A 16,435-nucleotide genomic window follows, 5' to 3' on the forward strand; every position below is an offset into this window, starting at 1 on the left:
CTACCTCCTCAGCTTAGGGTCGAGCGCATCCTGCAATCCGTCCCCCAGTACGTTAAACGCATACATCGTTAAGGAGATGAAAAAGGCCGGAAAAAACAGGCGCCACCAATGCCCAGACAAAATCGTAGGCAGACCGTCATTCGCCATCACACCCCAACTGGCAAACGGAGCCTGTATGCCGAGGCCGAGAAAGCTTAAAAATGATTCTGCGAATATAGCGGCAGGTACGGTTAATGTCATTTGTACGATAATCGCTCCCATTGTATTCGGCAGCAGATTCTTCCGGATGATGCGAAAGGTTTTCGCACCAAAGGTTTTCGAGGCGAGTACATATTCATAATTTTTAATTTGAAGCACCTGGCCTCTAACAATTCTCGCCATGCCGACCCATCCGGTTACAGTCAGCGCCACAATAATAGTGCCCAGCCCCGGCCCCATCAGCACCATCAGCAAAATGACAACGAGCAGATACGGCAGCCCGTACAGCACTTCGATAATCCGCATCATGATACTGTCAGTCCTGCCGCCTTTATAGCCGGCAACGCCCCCGTAAATGACACCGATCACAAAATCAATCAGCGCTGCCATCACTCCGACAAATAACGAAATCCTCGCTCCATACCATGTTCGGGTAAACACATCCCGGCCGAGCTCATCGGTGCCGAACCAATGATCGGCTGAGGGCGGGAGATTTTGTTCGGTCAGCGATTGGCGCGCGACACTATGGGGTGATAAAAAGGGCCCGATAACTGCCATGACAAAAAGAAATAAAAGAATAAAAAGTCCAGCCATCGCTAATTTATTTTTCTTCAGCCTCCTCCAAGCATCCTGCGTGTATGACAAACTCGGCCGCTTGACCGAATCGGCTTCTCGATTTTTTTCCTGATTCGAGACAAACCATTCATCCGGCACCTGAATGTGCTGCTCTGGCTGGCGTTCATCTGTTTGTACAGGGAGATTCACACGCTTCACCCTTTCTTATGCAGTTTAATGCGCGGGTCCAGCAGACCGTAGGCCAAGTCGACCAAAAACAGCATGATGATCAGAATGACGCTGTAAAAAACGGTCGTTCCCATAATCACGGGATAGTCCCGCTGATTAATGCTTTCAACAAAATATTTTCCCATTCCCGGAATGGCAAAGATTTTTTCAATAACAAAGCTTCCTGTTAAGATGCTGGCAACGAGTGTGCCCAGAACGGTAATGACGGGCATGAGTGCATTTCTGAGTGCGTGCTTTACGATAATTTTGAACGGAGAAAGCCCTTTTGCTTTTGCTGTGCGGATATAATCCTGCGTCAGGACTTCGACCATGCTTGACCGCGTCAGCCTGGCGATAATTGCCATTGGCCCTACTGCAAGCGCTGCGGTCGGAAGCACCATATGGATCGGACTCGTCCATGTGGCAGCGGGAAATAGTTTGAGATTGACAGCAAATTGCTGAATGAGCAATGTTGCCAGAATAAAATTCGGGATGGAGATGCCGAGTACCGCCAAACTCATCGCGGCGTAGTCCAAAAAACCATTGCGGCGGAGCGCAGCGATTACGCCCAGCACGAGCCCGGAGATCACAGCAATGACAATCGCTGTCATTCCAAGCTCAAAGGAAACGGGAAATCCGCGTTCCAGCATATCATTTACGCTGTCTGACGGTTTTTTAATTGAAGGTCCGAAATCGAATGTAATGATGGATTTTAAGTAGAAAATGTATTGGAAAATGAGAGGATCGTCTAAGTGATAGTAGGCTTCGAGATTTTTTTGAACGGCTTCATTAGTCCCTCTCTCCTCGTTAAAAGGAGATCCGGGAATGACCTTCATGAGAACAAAAGTCAGGGTGGTAATCACCAAAATCGTAGCTGCCATTGCCCAAAAACGCTTTATCATGTATCGCGCCAAAGCCTAAAACACCCCTTTAGCAGAATGATGTCCGCATCGCAAGCTCAGTCATGACAAGCATCGCCTGATAGGCTTCAAGCATGTCCTTCGCCTGAAATTGAACGGTTGTGGTTCCCGGCTTGAGTTCAGTTCCCGGCATCAGATTCGCCCATTCTGCCTGTCCGTAATTGGCGAATTCAATGCTCAAAACCGGTCTGTCCGGCGGTGTGAGCGGTTTGACTTTGTCTTTGTTTTGCAGGGCAAATGCGGTTTTTTCTGTCAGCAGCCGGCCGGCTTTCGTAGGAGACAAACACTTCACTGCGGATCTTGAAATGGTTTGTTTAACAGCGGCTGTCGTAACATTCGGAATGAGCTCTTCCGCTTCCTTCGCCGCACGGTCGTCTCCGGCTACCATAATGACCGGGACATCATAATAACCGGCAACGTATGCATTTAACCCGAGCTCACCGACGGGCCGATCGTTTATGTAAAAATGACGGACGCCGAAAATCATGCTGTGTGACATCACACCGGGAGTGGAAGCTCTGGCATGATAACCGAGAAACAAAGCGCCTGTAAACGTATCATCAAGCCCCTCTACCATTGAAAATGGTTTGACGTCACCGGAAATCAAGTCTGCTTCAGGGTGAAGCTTTTCAACCATCAGATTATTCATCTTCGAATGGCTGTCATTGACCAGCACCTCAGTACACCCGCTGTTAAACGCTTCGGCAATACAGTAGTTTGCTTCTTCAGTCATGATGAGCCGTCCGCGTTCATAATTGCGCTTGCCGGAATCCACAAAGGTATCGTCCGGAAGACCCGAAATACCTTCCATATCTACTGACATGTATAGTTTCATAACGCTCCTCCTTTTTTACTAAATTATGAATATTCTAACAAATTATATTAAAAAAAGAGGAAAAATGCAATATAACTGGGGAAAATCACAACGATTCAATGATAAAAAAGAATCCTCTTTCAAGGATTCATTTCTGTTTCTCTGTCTGTTCTGTAAGCAGCTTATATTTTTTCAGGGTTCTTTCAAACACCTGATCAAAAACTTCCGGCACTGAGGCGCGTATGACCTCAGCACCCTCCCCTGTAATTCCGCCTTTCGTTGCGACACGCCCCAGCGTTTCCTCGAAAGACATATTCTTTTCGATCAGCAGCTTGCCAGTTCCGTATAGAGAATGAATCAGAAAATCAAAGGCTTCTTCTTTGGACAGGTTGCTGTTTCTCACCACAGACAGCGCCAGTTCTTCGAAGACGGCAGCTATGAACCCGGGTGCCGAGCTCGTCAAATTGCTGGCGGCATCCAAATTTGATTCTTTGATTTCTCGTACACTGCTGAAAACCGATAGCAATTCATTCAGACGTTCTTTTTTATCCGCTGTCAATGCCTCACTGTGAACGACAAGCGAGATGCCTGCTTCTGCTTCGGACGTAATGGCAGGAATGACACGTGATATACCGGCTTCTGTTTCAGCCTCCAAAAGGCGCAGCGGCACGCCGGCGGCAATGGATACGATATGAGTATTCCTGTTCACATACGGGTGCAGACGGCGCAATGTTTCGATGACATGGAGCGGCGGGACACATATCAAAATCAAACGGCACGTTTCCGCCCAGTTCTCAAGCGAATCAGCCGATACGTTTGGATAATCTGAGATCAGCGCCTTCAGCCGCTCCCCCTTCGTTCTCGTTTCAATAAAGAGCTCATTCTCCTTTATTTTTCCATGCCTCAACAGCTGCCTGGCGATCATATCGGCCATGCTGCCATATCCAATCAATCCAATCTGTTCCATCGACTCAGTCCTTTCATATACAATAAAGAGTGTACCGTTTTCCGCCCTTTTTCACAATTTCCCATAATCTTTTCATTTTTATCCCACAGTTTTTGTTTATGATAAACTCAAGTCATAAAACTATCATAATCAAATAGAAATTAGTGAAAATAGAGAAACGGAGTGAACATGATGGATAACAATCGTGACGAAAACAGAACGGAAGGAAATGAGAATGAGGTCTTTCTAGCGAAAGAGAACGATCAGAGCACCTCCTACTCAGCCCGTAATGTCATGCATGATCAGGAGAAGAAAAAACGAGGGTTCGGATGGTTCAGACCCCTTCTTGGCGGAGTGATCGGCGGCAGTCTTGCCCTTGGGATTTACACGTTTACACCGCTTGGCGACCATGATTCTCAGGACACTGTAAAACAGTCATCCAGCCAACAGCAAACGCAATCTGTTACAGCTAAAAGCACGTCCTCTGAATCTAGCAAAAGCTCATCAAGCTCAAGCAGCTCATCTGCATTCAAAAGCGAAGATTCTTCTAAAATCTCAGATATGGTGGAAGACCTTTCACCGGCAATTGTCGGCATCACAAATCTTCAGGCTCAGTCAAACAGTTCTTTGTTCGGCTCTGACTCATCCGGTTCCAGCTCTGATTCCAGCGAAGATACAGAAAGCGGTTCAGGATCGGGTGTCATTTTCAAAAAAGAGAACGGCAAGGCTTATATCATTACGAATAACCACGTTGTAGAAGGAGCATCTTCACTGAAGGTATCTTTATATGACGGCACTGCGGTGACAGCAAAGCTCGTAGGCAGTGACTCGTTAACAGATTTAGCGGTCCTCCAAATCAGTGATGACCACGTAACAAAAGTGGCAAGCTTCGGAGATTCATCTGATCTTAGAACTGGCGAGACCGTCATTGCGATTGGAGATCCGCTCGGAAAAGACCTGTCCCGCACAGTAACACAGGGGATTGTAAGCGGCGTGGACAGAACGGTTTCGATGTCAACATCAGCCGGTCAAACAAGCATTAACGTGATTCAAACTGACGCCGCGATTAACCCAGGTAACAGCGGCGGTCCATTGTTAAATACAGACGGCAAAATTGTCGGCATTAACAGTATGAAAATCAGTGAGGATGATGTAGAGGGCATCGGATTTGCAATTCCAAGCAATGACGTAAAACCGATTGCAGAAGAATTACTGTCTAAAGGACAAATTGAACGTCCGTATATCGGTGTCAGCATGCTTGATTTAGAACAAGTGCCGCAAAACTACCAAGAAGGCACACTCGGCCTGTTCGGCAGCCAGCTGAATAAGGGCGTGTACATCCGTGAGGTCGCTTCAGGCTCTCCTGCTGAAAAGGCTGGGTTGAAAGCGGAGGATATTATCATCAGCCTGAAGGGCAAAGAAATCGATACTGGCAGTGAATTGCGCAATATCTTATATAAAGACGCAAACATCGGTGATACCGTTGAAGTAAAAATTCTCAGAAACGGCAAAGAATTGACAAAAAAAATCAAACTCGATCAAAAAGAAGAAACCACTTCTTAAGAAATAACGCCTCAGGCCGCAAAAGGCCTGAGGCTTTTTATTAGACAAAAGACCTGTTGCTCTATGAAACTTTCTACTGAGACATCTGTATATCATTCAGACTGACATCATTCTAATCAGATGCATGTTTGAGAAAGAGATATGAACATGAAAACCGTGGGATTGAGCATGATCTGGGCAGGATTAGCTTTTCTGTGCTAAGCTTCCTCCTTTCTGAATCGACATTGGCATGTGAAATTACACTGGGTGCCACTATTTTATTAAACATCACTGGTACGACTGTGATCATGCGTTTCTTAAAAGCCCCTCAATATAACAGCTGACATGCAGCAAAGCCTAAGACGAAAGCTTTAGGCTTTGCCGTTTTTATTTCAGCATGCCTGTACCGCAGTGTCCCTTCTTCCCATAAATCTATCAGCATCTATTACTTTGATCATCGCGCAGAATATAAAAAACCCTGTCCGTAACGGACAGGGGTTTCAGGTTATGACATATGCTGATCTCTATAGAGTCTTTTATTTTCAATTCCATATGATTTCTGAACGATGTAAAGCGGCCTGTCTTTAGCTTCATCGTAGATTCTGCCAATATATTCGCCGATCATCCCTAGAATCAGAAGGACGATGCCGCTGAACAGGAGCTGGATCACAATAAGTGATGACCAGCCGGTAATGGTGCTGTCTGTGAATAGCTTTAGATACAGCACGATAAACATATACAGAAATCCTGCACCTGACACTAACATCCCAGCATAGCTTGCCAGCTTCAGCGGTTTGTGTGAAAATGTCGTGATGCCATCCATTGACAGCTTCAGCATTTTCTTCAGCGGGTACTTTGTTTCTCCGGCGAGCCTTTCATCACGTACGTACTCGACTGCTGTCTGTTTGAAGCCCACCCAGCTGACGAGCCCTCTGACAAAAGGATTTTTTTCTTTTAATCTCTTCATTTCATCACAGACTTTTCTGTCCATGAGGCGGAAATCACCCGTATCAATCGGGATATCAATATCTGTCATGCTGCTGAGGAGCCGGTAAAACATGGCCGCTGTCTGTTTTTTGAAAAAGGTTTCCCCTTTTCGTTTTGTTCGTACGGCGTACACGACCTCATAGCCTTCCTTCCACTTTTCAATCATATCTAAAATCAATTCAGGAGGGTCCTGCAAATCGGCGTCAATGACGACGATTGCATTCCCCTGTGCATAATCCATACCCGCAGTAATGGCGATCTGGTGCCCAAAGTTCCTTGAAAAATCAATGATTTTCACTCTCGGATCGATTAGGCTGTGCTCTCTTAAAATCTCAATACTGCGATCTTTGCTCCCATCGTTGACAAAAAGCAGCTCGTAGTTTTCCTTCGTTTGATCCATGACCTCTTTTAAGCGCTGATAGGTTTCATGAATGACAAGCTCTTCGTTATACACAGGTACAACAATTGAATATTGAATATGTCTGCTCATGTTTTTTCCTCCTATTCATCAGCATTTAGTTCATATAATGTAGCTGACTGATTCATTCCGCCAGGTCCGCCGCCCATTTGGCCGTTTTCGCCTGAAGACTTGCTGTTGCTTGATGTATCAGCTGAATCAGTATTTTCTGTTTTCTGATCAGATGATGATTGTTGATCAGAGCTTGATTGCCATTTATCTGAAGACACTTCTTTCCCGTTTTTCTGAACCCATTCAATAATGTCATTGTTTCCGCCTCTTCCCATTCCAGAAGCTAAGAAGTATTTCACTTTTCCTTCTTTTACAAGCTTTTTAAATTGAGTCAGCGTAATAGCCGGGTCAGAACCGCTGAATCCGCCAATTGTCATAACAGCTTTTTTCGTTTTAATAATATATGGCGCTGCTGTGTTCGAGTCGGTTGTGGCAAATAGGTATTCAGCTCCGGCGTTATTTTCCTCTAGATATTTGATCAGTTTTTCATTTACAGTGGCATCAGACATTCCCATGCCTTTTCCGCTCATTGATGCGAGCTGAGGCCCTGTTTCAGGCTGTGAGCTGTTGCCTCCGTACAGAAGCGGTGTGCTTGCCCAATAAATCGGCATCACCAGCAATGCAAGAAGAGCTGCAAGTGATACATAATTACTGATCGGTTTTTGGCGCTGTTTGAACAGCAGCAGAGCAATGGCAGATAACGCACCGATAACCCCTACGCCGATACTCCATCCAACACCGATTTGATCGTTGTAGTTTCTCAGAATAAACAATTCAAATCCTGTTGTGGCAATCATCGCCGCCGGCAAAAGCCAAGACTTCCAGTCTGTATGGTTTCGGTATAACTGAACGAGCGCAACCCATCCAGCTCCGACAAGTGCAGCAATCGGCGGTGCCAGCATTATGAGATAATAATGATGGAAAAATTCTGCGACACTGAAGAATCCGGCAATCGGTACAAGCCATGCAACCCAGAAAACCGTTTCCTTCTGCTCTGCAGATAGTCTTCTTCTTTCTCTCGCGCCTGCGATCAGTAAGCCTGCAATTCCAAAAATCGCAAATGGCAGAAGCCAGCTGATTTGATCAGATAATTCTTGTTGGAAAAGCCGCAGCGGACCAGGTGTTCCCGTCCCGAACATTCCTGAACCTGATTGCATTTTTGAACCGATTCCTGTACCGCTTTTCCCTCCGTCTCCGCCAGGCCCGCCTTGGCCGCCATCTCCTCCGCTTGGAGGGCCTCCTTGACCGCCGCTTGGCATTTGACCATTGGATGGAGGTGCCGTCATATTGTTGCCATTTGATGATTTATCATCGCTTGATGAGCTGCTGCCTGATGACTGATTAGGCGGTGCTTGAGTTTGCGATGAACTGTTATCGGAAGAAGACATTTCTTTTGAAGCGTCTCCGTTTGATCCGCCCTGGCCGCCGCCGGAATTTTGGCCTGTCAGCCGCTGAATCCCGTTATATCCGAAAGCCAATTCCAAAACAGAGTTGGTCTGGCTGCTTCCGATATAAGGCCGCTTGCTTGCAGGGATATTGTCAACAATGAGCGGCCATGATAACGAAACGGCTGCCAATACAGCTAAAGCACTTACCAATGAAACGATTTTTTTCTTGATTGTGGTGTTTGCCGCAATCAGATAGAACAATAAGAAAGCCGGTAAAATCATGTAAGCCTGTAGCATTTTTGTATTGAAACCTACTCCAACAACGAAAAATGCTGCTAACAGCCAGATTAGCTTTCCTTTTCTGATGGCTTTAAAGAGAAGCAAAGTAGCCAGCAATAAGAAAAATACCAGTAATGCATCAACATTGTTTGTACGTGCTACAGCTACAGCAATCGGCGTACATGCCATAACAAATGAGGCAATGCGTGCCGCCGTTTTTCCGAATGTCGGCTTAATCAGCAAGTACATAAGAAGTACTGAACCTACACCTGCCAATGCTTGAGGGAGAATGACACTCCACCCGTGCATACCGAATATCAGTGCACTGATCGTTTGGATTTGGTATGTAACAGGCGGTTTATCAACTGTTATAAAGCCGGCAGCATCGAACGAAGCATAAAAGAAATTATGAAAGCTTTGCATCATACTTGTAACTGCCGCGGTGTAATAAGGATTCACCGTGTCGTCCTTCCAAATGTTATAGATATTTAAGAATGCAGATGCGAGCAAAATGAGGATGAGGAGAATATCCAGCTCGCGTTTTTTCTTTTCCACGTGTTTTTCACTCCTTTTTGTCTAACTTTGAAATAGTGTAACAAGCAAATATGAATAAACTATTAATAAACAAAGACAATATTTTTGCCGAGTCCATTTCATACCAATCGTCCATATACGCAAAGGGTTTTAAGCCATTTCTCCCAATCAGCATCTGATATTTCCTCCCTAATAAGGCATGCTGTTTAGGTCAAAATTAATTATGGTAATAAAAAAAAGCCTTCCGGCGGCGCCGGAAGGCAAATGAATCACAATTTATTGAATCGGTTTTAGTTTTGCTTCAATTTCAGCTCTCCGATGCTCAAGATACGGCGGAAGAGCAATCGTTTGGCCAAGCTCATCAAGGTTTTCATCAACCATAAAGCCTGGTCCGTCTGTTGATAACTCGAACAAAATGCCGTTCGGCTCTCTGAAATACAGCGCCTTGAAGTAGTAGCGTTCAACGATGCCGGAATTGCTATAGCCTTCCCGGCTGATGATCTGGTGCCACCCGGCAAGTTCTTCTTCATCTCTTACCCGAAACGCGACATGGTGAACACTTCCTTTACCTTGGCGCTCTCGTGGAAGATCGTTTCTTTCTATTAAATGGATTTCTGTTGCCGCACCGCCTTCTCCAGATTCCAAAATAACGGCGGTTCCTTGCCCTTCGACTGCTTCACGGCTGATTTCTGTAAATCCAAGAATATTCATCAATACGTGTAAGGTTGATTCAGCGTATGGCACAGTCAGTTCAACCGGCCCTAACCCGCGAAACGAAAATTCTCCCGGAATGCCGCTTTGTTTAACAGGCAGACCATATCCTTTGCCTTTCTCATCAGCAGTCAGCACAAGGCGCTGTCCTTCATGATCTTGGAATGCCAATATGTCACGTCCGGCTCTTTTGGCAATGCCGCTGTGCGCCACCTGATGCTCTTCAAAACGTTCTTTCCAGTAATGCAGGGCTTCTGTGCTTGGAACGCGCAAACCAATAGAAGAAATACTGTTTGTTCCCGCATGAAACGGCGCAATGCGCGGAATCTCGAAAAACGTCAGCTCAGTTCCCGGATTTGCCACTTCATCTCCGTAGAACAGATGGTACATTGTCGGTTCATCCTGGTTGACGGATTTTTTGACGAGCTTTAATCCTAATACTTTTTTATAGAAATCTAAGTTTTTTTGTGCGTCGGCTGTTAATGCCGACACGTGGTGTATGCCGTTGACTTTCATATGCTATCCCTCCAGGCTATTTTATCTCGATTTCGAGATATCACATCATAGTTGTATATTTATTGTTCTAATTACAAGGTATTTTATTCGCACGGGAAAGTCAACATATCAGCTTCACCGAAGGTTCGTTATTTTCCTTTGTTCTCACAGCACCCTCCGTATCGGCAAAAAACCGCCTGAAAAACACGAACTTTCTAATCTTAAAACCATACATTTATTCGTTTATAACTCGTTAAATCATGCATTTTCACAGTTTTATCTGGCATACACATGCAAATATCGAAAATCAGAAAATTTATTTTATTCCACTTTTCTAAAATAGGGTTTACAATATGAAAAATAGATTCTTCATTATGAAGCTTCAACATCATAGGAGGTTAAGGACATGCATACTGAAGACAACGGTTTGAAAAAAGAGATAGGCCTCTTGTTTGCCCTTACTCTTGTCATCGGAACCATTATCGGTTCAGGTGTTTTTATGAAGCCTGGCGCTGTGCTCGCTTATTCAGGTGATTCAAAAACAGCGCTTTTCGCCTGGCTGTTAGGCGGTATTTTAACTCTGGCGGGCGGTTTGACAATCGCGGAAATCGGAACGCAGATTCCAAAAACCGGCGGGCTCTATACGTACCTTGAAGAAGTGTACGGCGAGTTTTGGGGATTTTTGTGCGGCTGGGTGCAGATTATCATTTACGGTCCGGCGATTATTGGCGCACTGGGTTTATATTTTGGATCTTTAATGGCGAATCTTTTCGGCTGGGGATCTGGCCTATCAAAAGTAATCGGAATTATAGCAGTTCTCTTTTTATGCGTCATTAATATTATCGGTACAAAATACGGCGGCTTTGTCCAAACGCTGACAACGATCGGAAAACTGATTCCGATCGCATGCATCATCATCTTTGGCCTTTGGAAAGGCGATCAGCACATCTTCACAGCTGTAAACGAAAGCATTTCCGATATGAACTTCGGAGCAGCCATTTTGGCTACACTGTTTGCTTACGACGGATGGATTCTTCTGGCCGCTCTCGGCGGAGAAATGAAAAATCCCGAAAAGCTGCTGCCGCGTGCAATGACGGGCGGATTATTAATTGTAACAGCCATCTATATTTTCATTAATTTTGCATTGCTTCACATCCTGTCTGCGAACGAAATTGTCACACTTGGTGAAAATGCGACGAGCACGGCTGCCACCATGCTGTTCGGGTCAATGGGCGGAAAGCTGATCAGTATCGGGATTATTGTAAGCATCTTCGGCTGCTTAAACGGAAAGGTCCTTTCTTTCCCGCGTGTGTCATTTGCGATGGCGGAACGCAAGCAGCTTCCATTTGCTGAAAAACTGTCACATGTACACCCGACGTTCCGCACACCATGGATTGCGATATCCTTCCAAATTGCCGTGTCTTTGATTATGATGCTGATCAGCAACCCTGATAAGCTCTCAGAAATCTCGATTTTCATGATCTACATTTTTTATGTGATGGCCTTTTTTGCGGTGTTTATCCTCCGCAAGCAAACAAAGGGAGAAAAGCGCGCCTACAGTGTTCCGCTTTACCCATTGATGCCGATTTTGGCCATCGCAGGCTCACTCTTTGTGTTAGGCAGCACACTCATCACAGATACACTGAGCTGCGGATTATCCATCCTCATCGGCCTTGCCGGACTGCCTGTTTATTACTGGATGAAAAAACGAAAAGCAAGCTGATAAAACGGTTCCCTTGTTTAGGGAACCGTTTTTTGGTGAAACAGAAGATAAAAGTTGACAGGAAAAACACAACTTTTGATATACTTTTTACGTTAAGCAGAAAGATTTTGCAAACTTGGGTCGTTTTTTTAAAGCGAAGTAGGCCAAAATAAGGAGACACGATTTATTGAAAAAGTCAAGATACGTTTTTTTCGACTTTACCTGTTTTTTTTCGACAAAAGGCTATATAATAATTTGATGTGTGCATTGTTCATTCAAACTATGGAGGGTTTTTAATGATAAGAAGAAAAAAAGATAAGTTCTCACTCCTTTTAACAGAAATTGCAAAGAACATAGACGAAACTGCAGAATATTTTGTGAATTTTAAGGTTACTAACCAAACGACGCTTAAAGAATTTGCAGATACGTTAAAGGAATATGAAACAAAAGGTGACAATCATGTTCATGTCATGATTAAAGAGCTTAACAAAGCGTTCATCACTCCTATTGAGCGCGAAGATATCCTTCAGCTGACAAACAGCCTGGATGATGTGCTTGACGGAATCGAACATTTCTCTGCCATGATGGAGATTTTCTCAATCACTTCATCAGACGAGCATATCGACAAGTTCAGCGGATACATCAGAGAATGTGCGAAAGAAATTTTGATTACAATTGAGCTGCTGGCAGAAAACCGCTTAAAGGATATTCAGCCTCACGCGATCAAAATTAAAGAGTATGAGCACAGTTGTGACAACTTGCACAGAAAATCATTAAAAAATCTTTTCGGAAATGAAACAGATCCGATCAAAGTCATTCAATATCGTGAAATTTACGAAACGCTTGAAGAAATTGCCGACTCTTGCCAAAGTGTTGCCAATAATCTTGAAACCATCATTATGAAAAACGCGTAACGAGGGGTAAAAATGGATATTCTATTAATATTAACAATACTAATAGTCATTTGTGCTCTGGCGTTTGATTTCATCAACGGGTTTCATGATACGGCGAACGCAATTGCGACTTCGGTATCAACAAAAGCGCTGAAACCACGCCATGCCATCATATTGGCGGCTGTGATGAACTTTATCGGAGCAATGACATTTACAGGTGTTGCCAAAACCATTACGAAAGACATTGTAGATCCTTATACGTTAGAGAATGGCTCTGTCGTGATTTTGGCTGCGCTAGTCGCTGCGATTACCTGGAACCTTATCACATGGTACTACGGCATCCCAAGCAGCTCATCCCATGCTATCATCGGGGCAATTGCCGGTGCAGCAGTTGCGGCAGCCGGATTTACTGCGTTAAATTATAAGGGCTTCATTAAAATCATTGAAGCACTGCTCTTATCACCAATTATTGCCTTTGTCCTTGGTTTTATTCTTTACAGCATCGTCAAGCTGATTTTCAAAGACAGCAATTTGGCGAAAACGAACAAGCAATTCCGCAGAGTGCAGATTGTAACAGCTGCCCTGCAATCATATACACACGGAACAAACGATGCGCAAAAAGCAATGGGAATTATCACAATGGCTCTCATCACAGCGAATTTACATACTTCTGCTAATGATATTCCAACTTGGGTGCAATTCGCCTGCGCGACAGCCATGGGTCTCGGAACCTCAATCGGCGGATGGAAAATCATCAAAACCGTTGGCGGAAAGATCATGAAGATTCGTCCGGTAAACGGTGTATCCGCTGACTTAACCGGGGCAGCCATTATTTTCGGGGCCACATTTATTCATTTGCCCGTCAGCACAACCCACGTCATTTCTTCATCAATCCTTGGCGTCGGTGCATCACACCGGGTAAAAGGCGTAAACTGGGGTACAGCTAAGCGGATGCTCATTACATGGGTCATCACGCTTCCGATTTCAGCGACACTTGGTGCCATCGCCTACTTTATTTTAAATATGATTTTTTAAGGTTACACCGCTTCTGTCAAAGGAGCGGTTTTTTTGATGAAACAGGAAAACCAGCCGTATCTCTCGAATACAATAAGCAGAACCTATTTCAGATGTGAGGGATTGATGTATGCTTTTATTCTTTCAGATCATGGTGTGGTGCGTCATGGCCGGATTAGGCTTATACGTGTACGCCACGTGGCGGTTCGAAGCGAAGGTCAAAGAAAAAATGTCCGCCATCCGGAAAACATGGTACTTGCTGTTTGTTCTGGGCGCTATGGTATACTGGACATATGAGCCCTCTTCCCTATTTACCCACTGGGAACGGTACCTCATTGTCGCTGTCAGTTTCGCTTTAATTGACGCTTTCATCTTCTTAAGCGCATACGTCAAAAAACTGGCCGGCAGCGAACTGGAAACAGACACAAGAGAAATCCTTGAAGAAAACAACGAAATGCTCCACATGTATCTCAATCGGCTGAAAACATACCAATACCTATTGAAAAACGAACCGATCCATGTTTATTATGGAAGTATAGATGCATATGCTGAAGGTATTGATAAGCTGCTGAAAACCTATGCCGATAAAATGAATTTAACAGCCTCCCTTTGTCACTATTCGACACAGGCTGATAAAGACCGGTTAACCGAGCATATGGACGATCCGGCAGACGTGCAAACCCGGCTTGATCGAAAGGATGTTTATTACGACCAATACGGAAAAATGGTTCTCATTCCTTTTACCATCGAGACACAGAGCTATGTCATCAAGCTGACGTCTGACAGCATTGTCACTGAATTTGATTATTTGCTTTTCACATCATTAACGAGCATATATGATTTGGTGCTGCCAATTGAGGAGGAAGGTGAAGGATAATGGAACGCGCGTTTCAAAACGGATGCGAGCCCCGAGCGGCGAAGCCGTTTAAAATCCTAAAAAAACGTTCAACCACCAGTGTTGCAAGCTATCAAGTCAGTCCGCATACAGCAAGAATCTTTAAAGAAAACGAACGGCTGATTGACGAGTATAAACGAAAAAAAGCATGATCACACTAAAAGGACAAGGGAAAACAGCTCTTGTCCTTATTCCTTTTCTTAAAGGGTTACATATACTAAAACAAACAGAGGATATTGTCAGGTGATACAGTGAAAAAATTGGTGAGGCGTGTGAAGTTTGTTGATTACGGAAGGTTTGGACTTTCCGGGTATTCGCTTCGTGTGAGGGAGCGGAGTGCAGGAATTTTAAAAAAGTTGAAGAAGAAAAAGTAAATCCCGGAGCAGCTCCGGGATTTTTGTGTTCTGTGATCAGCTTAGTTGAGCTGCGATTTTCGCTTTAGTCGCAGGACCGTATATACCGTCGGCGGTTAAACCGTTAACAGACTGAAAACGGGCAACCGCGTCAGCTGTTTTCGGTCCGTAAATGCCGTCAATTCCGTTGTTGACAGCTCCTTTATCAGGGTAAAAATAGAGAGCGGCCAGTGCTCTTTGCACCTGAAAGACGTGTTCTCCTGAGGTATATGGTGTTGTCAATTGAATGATGCCATCTGGAAGCGGATAGAGCTCGGGTTCTGCAGCGTATGATGGAGCACTGACAATTAACACTTGACCGACCTGAATAAAATTCGGATCTTCGATATTGTTCCACTCTTGCAGCTGAGCTACAGTAACACCGAACATTCTCGCTATGGATGTGAGCGTGTCACCTTGTTTCACGACGTAAGTTTGGCTGCCGCCTCCCCCAATCCCTGCTTTAAACGTATCCCACGTATCCAACAGCTTGCGGGGACATTCCTTGCCAGACCAATACTTATGGGGTACAACGTTAGCAAGGCTGATACCGTGCTCAGCCATCAATGTTTTGATCAGCCACTGGGCATTTGCTGTAGCTTGCGCAAAATCCCCATCGGCATTTTCACAAATTTCAATTCCGATAGAAGCCCGGTTGCCGCTGCCGTTTCCGTCTCCCGCATGCCAGCCGTTTTCATTTAAAGGCAAATGCTGATAAATTTCTGTATCGTCAACTGTAAAATGCCAGCTTGTTGTGGTATCAGGATTTTTCAAATAGCGGGCATGCGCCGCAGCATCGGCCCCGGCTGCGGTGTTCGCTGTATTGTGCACTGTAATGTAAAGAGGTGTCATTGCGTAGCCTGGGCGGTTATTTGCCCCTACTGGGATAAAGTCCTGAATAATGTTAACCATTTTCATCTCTCCTTATTTCGTCAGATTATTTTCCTTTAACAAGTCACGCTGTTTTTTCCCTTTTTCTGTTACATAATTGTTTTTAAACCAAGCGGCAAGTGTCGTTCCAATAGTGAAAATGACAGATCCGGCCGAATAAAGAGCGTCAGCAAGCTGATTGACCTGCTCCTCCTGAATGTCCAATGGTGATTTGCCAAGCATCATCATGGTCTGGTTGATTAATGCAACCAAAAGAAGCACCGTCCTGATGACCGTGCCTTTGTCATACGTTTTCATGAAAATCCCCCTCTAATGCTGCAGCAGGTTGTACATAATCGCGATAGCTCCGCCAATGATCCCTGTGCACACTGCTGTAATGATGGCACCTGTGATGGTGCGTTTAATCCATGTTGTATTTTCTTCAATTTTGTTTAATTTTTCGTTCAGCGTCATGATTTGCTGATCTTGCCGGTCAGACACGCGTTCTAATGCGGAAACCCTCTGCTCAAGAGCTTTGTGCTCACCTTTCATGTCTGCTAAATCTTGCTGAACCACATTTACATCTATCTCTTGCTGCATCAT

The 16,435-nt window shown here is 44.7% G+C and carries 18 protein-coding genes; 7 read left to right on the forward strand and 11 right to left on the reverse strand.

Annotated features, from left to right (window positions below; genetic code table 11):
- The 4 genes from dppC to proG all read right to left on the reverse strand — a co-directional run bounded on the left by dppC (position 1) and on the right by proG (position 3,682).
- Entirely contained in the window at positions 1 to 963 is a 963-nt protein-coding gene (gene dppC, locus CVV77_RS05885) for a dipeptide ABC transporter permease DppC (protein WP_003239082.1), read from the reverse strand.
- 5 nt (positions 964 to 968) lie between these two features.
- A complete protein-coding gene (gene dppB, locus CVV77_RS05890) occupies positions 969 to 1,895 on the reverse strand; it encodes a dipeptide ABC transporter permease DppB (protein ID WP_003245446.1) in 927 nt (308 codons plus the stop codon).
- A 16-nt stretch (positions 1,896 to 1,911) separates the two neighbouring features.
- Positions 1,912 to 2,736 carry a D-aminopeptidase DppA gene (gene dppA / locus CVV77_RS05895; protein ID WP_019258178.1) on the reverse strand — a complete coding sequence of 275 codons (825 nt, stop codon included), beginning with the start codon at positions 2,734 to 2,736 and terminating at the stop codon, positions 1,912 to 1,914.
- A gap of 127 nt (positions 2,737 to 2,863) precedes the next feature.
- Positions 2,864 to 3,682, reverse strand: coding sequence for a pyrroline-5-carboxylate reductase ProG (proG, locus tag CVV77_RS05900; RefSeq protein WP_100274833.1), 819 nt, complete (start codon positions 3,680 to 3,682; stop codon positions 2,864 to 2,866).
- 171 nt (positions 3,683 to 3,853) lie between these two features.
- Between proG and htrA the strand changes: the two genes are divergently transcribed.
- A complete protein-coding gene (gene htrA / locus CVV77_RS05905) occupies positions 3,854 to 5,224 on the forward strand; it encodes a serine protease HtrA (protein WP_100274834.1) in 1,371 nt (456 codons plus the stop codon).
- A 484-nt stretch (positions 5,225 to 5,708) separates the two neighbouring features.
- Here the strand turns inward: htrA and CVV77_RS05910 are convergent, their stop codons facing one another.
- The 4 genes from CVV77_RS05910 to CVV77_RS05920 form a co-directional block, all read right to left on the reverse strand.
- The gene (locus CVV77_RS05910) at positions 5,709 to 6,680 is read right to left on the reverse strand and encodes a glycosyltransferase family 2 protein (RefSeq protein ID WP_100274835.1); all 972 of its coding nucleotides are present in this window, start codon (positions 6,678 to 6,680) and stop codon (positions 5,709 to 5,711) included.
- Positions 6,681 to 6,691: 11 nt separating this feature from the next.
- Positions 6,692 to 8,881 (reverse strand): glycosyltransferase family 39 protein, encoded by a 2,190-nt coding sequence (locus CVV77_RS05915; RefSeq protein ID WP_100274836.1) that lies wholly within the window; start codon positions 8,879 to 8,881, stop codon positions 6,692 to 6,694.
- Positions 8,882 to 8,888: 7 nt separating this feature from the next.
- On the reverse strand, positions 8,889 to 9,035 hold the full coding sequence (locus CVV77_RS21965) for a hypothetical protein (protein WP_019258173.1): 147 nt from the start codon (positions 9,033 to 9,035) through the stop codon (positions 8,889 to 8,891).
- 101 nt (positions 9,036 to 9,136) lie between these two features.
- Positions 9,137 to 10,087, reverse strand: a complete 951-nt coding sequence (locus CVV77_RS05920) for a ring-cleaving dioxygenase (protein ID WP_100274837.1) — start codon at positions 10,085 to 10,087, stop codon at positions 9,137 to 9,139.
- 385 nt (positions 10,088 to 10,472) lie between these two features.
- Here CVV77_RS05920 and steT point away from each other — a divergent pair, with 385 nt between their 5' ends.
- From steT to spoIISC, 6 genes are all read left to right on the forward strand, one after another.
- Complete coding sequence (gene steT / locus CVV77_RS05925) at positions 10,473 to 11,789, forward strand: serine/threonine exchanger (protein WP_100274838.1); 1,317 nt, start codon at positions 10,473 to 10,475, stop codon at positions 11,787 to 11,789.
- Between the two features lie 275 nt (positions 11,790 to 12,064).
- A complete protein-coding gene (locus tag CVV77_RS05930) occupies positions 12,065 to 12,682 on the forward strand; it encodes a DUF47 domain-containing protein (RefSeq protein ID WP_003218470.1) in 618 nt (205 codons plus the stop codon).
- A 12-nt stretch (positions 12,683 to 12,694) separates the two neighbouring features.
- Entirely contained in the window at positions 12,695 to 13,696 is a 1,002-nt protein-coding gene (locus tag CVV77_RS05935) for an inorganic phosphate transporter (RefSeq protein ID WP_088111059.1), read from the forward strand.
- A 109-nt stretch (positions 13,697 to 13,805) separates the two neighbouring features.
- Positions 13,806 to 14,552, forward strand: coding sequence for a toxin-antitoxin-antitoxin system toxin SpoIISA (spoIISA, locus tag CVV77_RS05940; protein WP_003239094.1), 747 nt, complete (start codon positions 13,806 to 13,808; stop codon positions 14,550 to 14,552).
- A complete protein-coding gene (gene spoIISB, locus CVV77_RS05945) occupies positions 14,552 to 14,722 on the forward strand; it encodes a three component toxin-antitoxin-antitoxin system antitoxin SpoIISB (protein WP_003239095.1) in 171 nt (56 codons plus the stop codon). The genes spoIISA and spoIISB overlap by 1 nt, the downstream gene beginning before the upstream one ends.
- Before the next feature lie 84 nt (positions 14,723 to 14,806).
- Positions 14,807 to 14,944 (forward strand): three component toxin-antitoxin-antitoxin system antitoxin SpoIISC, encoded by a 138-nt coding sequence (gene spoIISC, locus CVV77_RS21970; protein WP_119913750.1) that lies wholly within the window; start codon positions 14,807 to 14,809, stop codon positions 14,942 to 14,944.
- A 36-nt stretch (positions 14,945 to 14,980) separates the two neighbouring features.
- Here spoIISC and CVV77_RS05950 read toward each other — a convergent pair whose 3' ends face one another.
- From CVV77_RS05950 to CVV77_RS05960, 3 genes are read right to left on the reverse strand one after another with little or no spacing between them, the layout of a single operon-like run.
- Complete coding sequence (locus tag CVV77_RS05950; protein ID WP_084995081.1) at positions 14,981 to 15,874, reverse strand: N-acetylmuramoyl-L-alanine amidase; 894 nt, start codon at positions 15,872 to 15,874, stop codon at positions 14,981 to 14,983.
- Positions 15,875 to 15,886: 12 nt separating this feature from the next.
- Positions 15,887 to 16,150 (reverse strand): phage holin, encoded by a 264-nt coding sequence (locus CVV77_RS05955; protein ID WP_003239099.1) that lies wholly within the window; start codon positions 16,148 to 16,150, stop codon positions 15,887 to 15,889.
- Positions 16,151 to 16,162: 12 nt separating this feature from the next.
- Positions 16,163 to 16,432, reverse strand: coding sequence for a hemolysin XhlA family protein (locus CVV77_RS05960; protein ID WP_060398448.1), 270 nt, complete (start codon positions 16,430 to 16,432; stop codon positions 16,163 to 16,165).
- Positions 16,433 to 16,435: the final 3 nt, after the last annotated feature.

The organism is Bacillus sp. SN1 (assembly GCF_002796895.1).
GTDB lineage: Bacteria > Bacillota > Bacilli > Bacillales > Bacillaceae > Bacillus > Bacillus inaquosorum.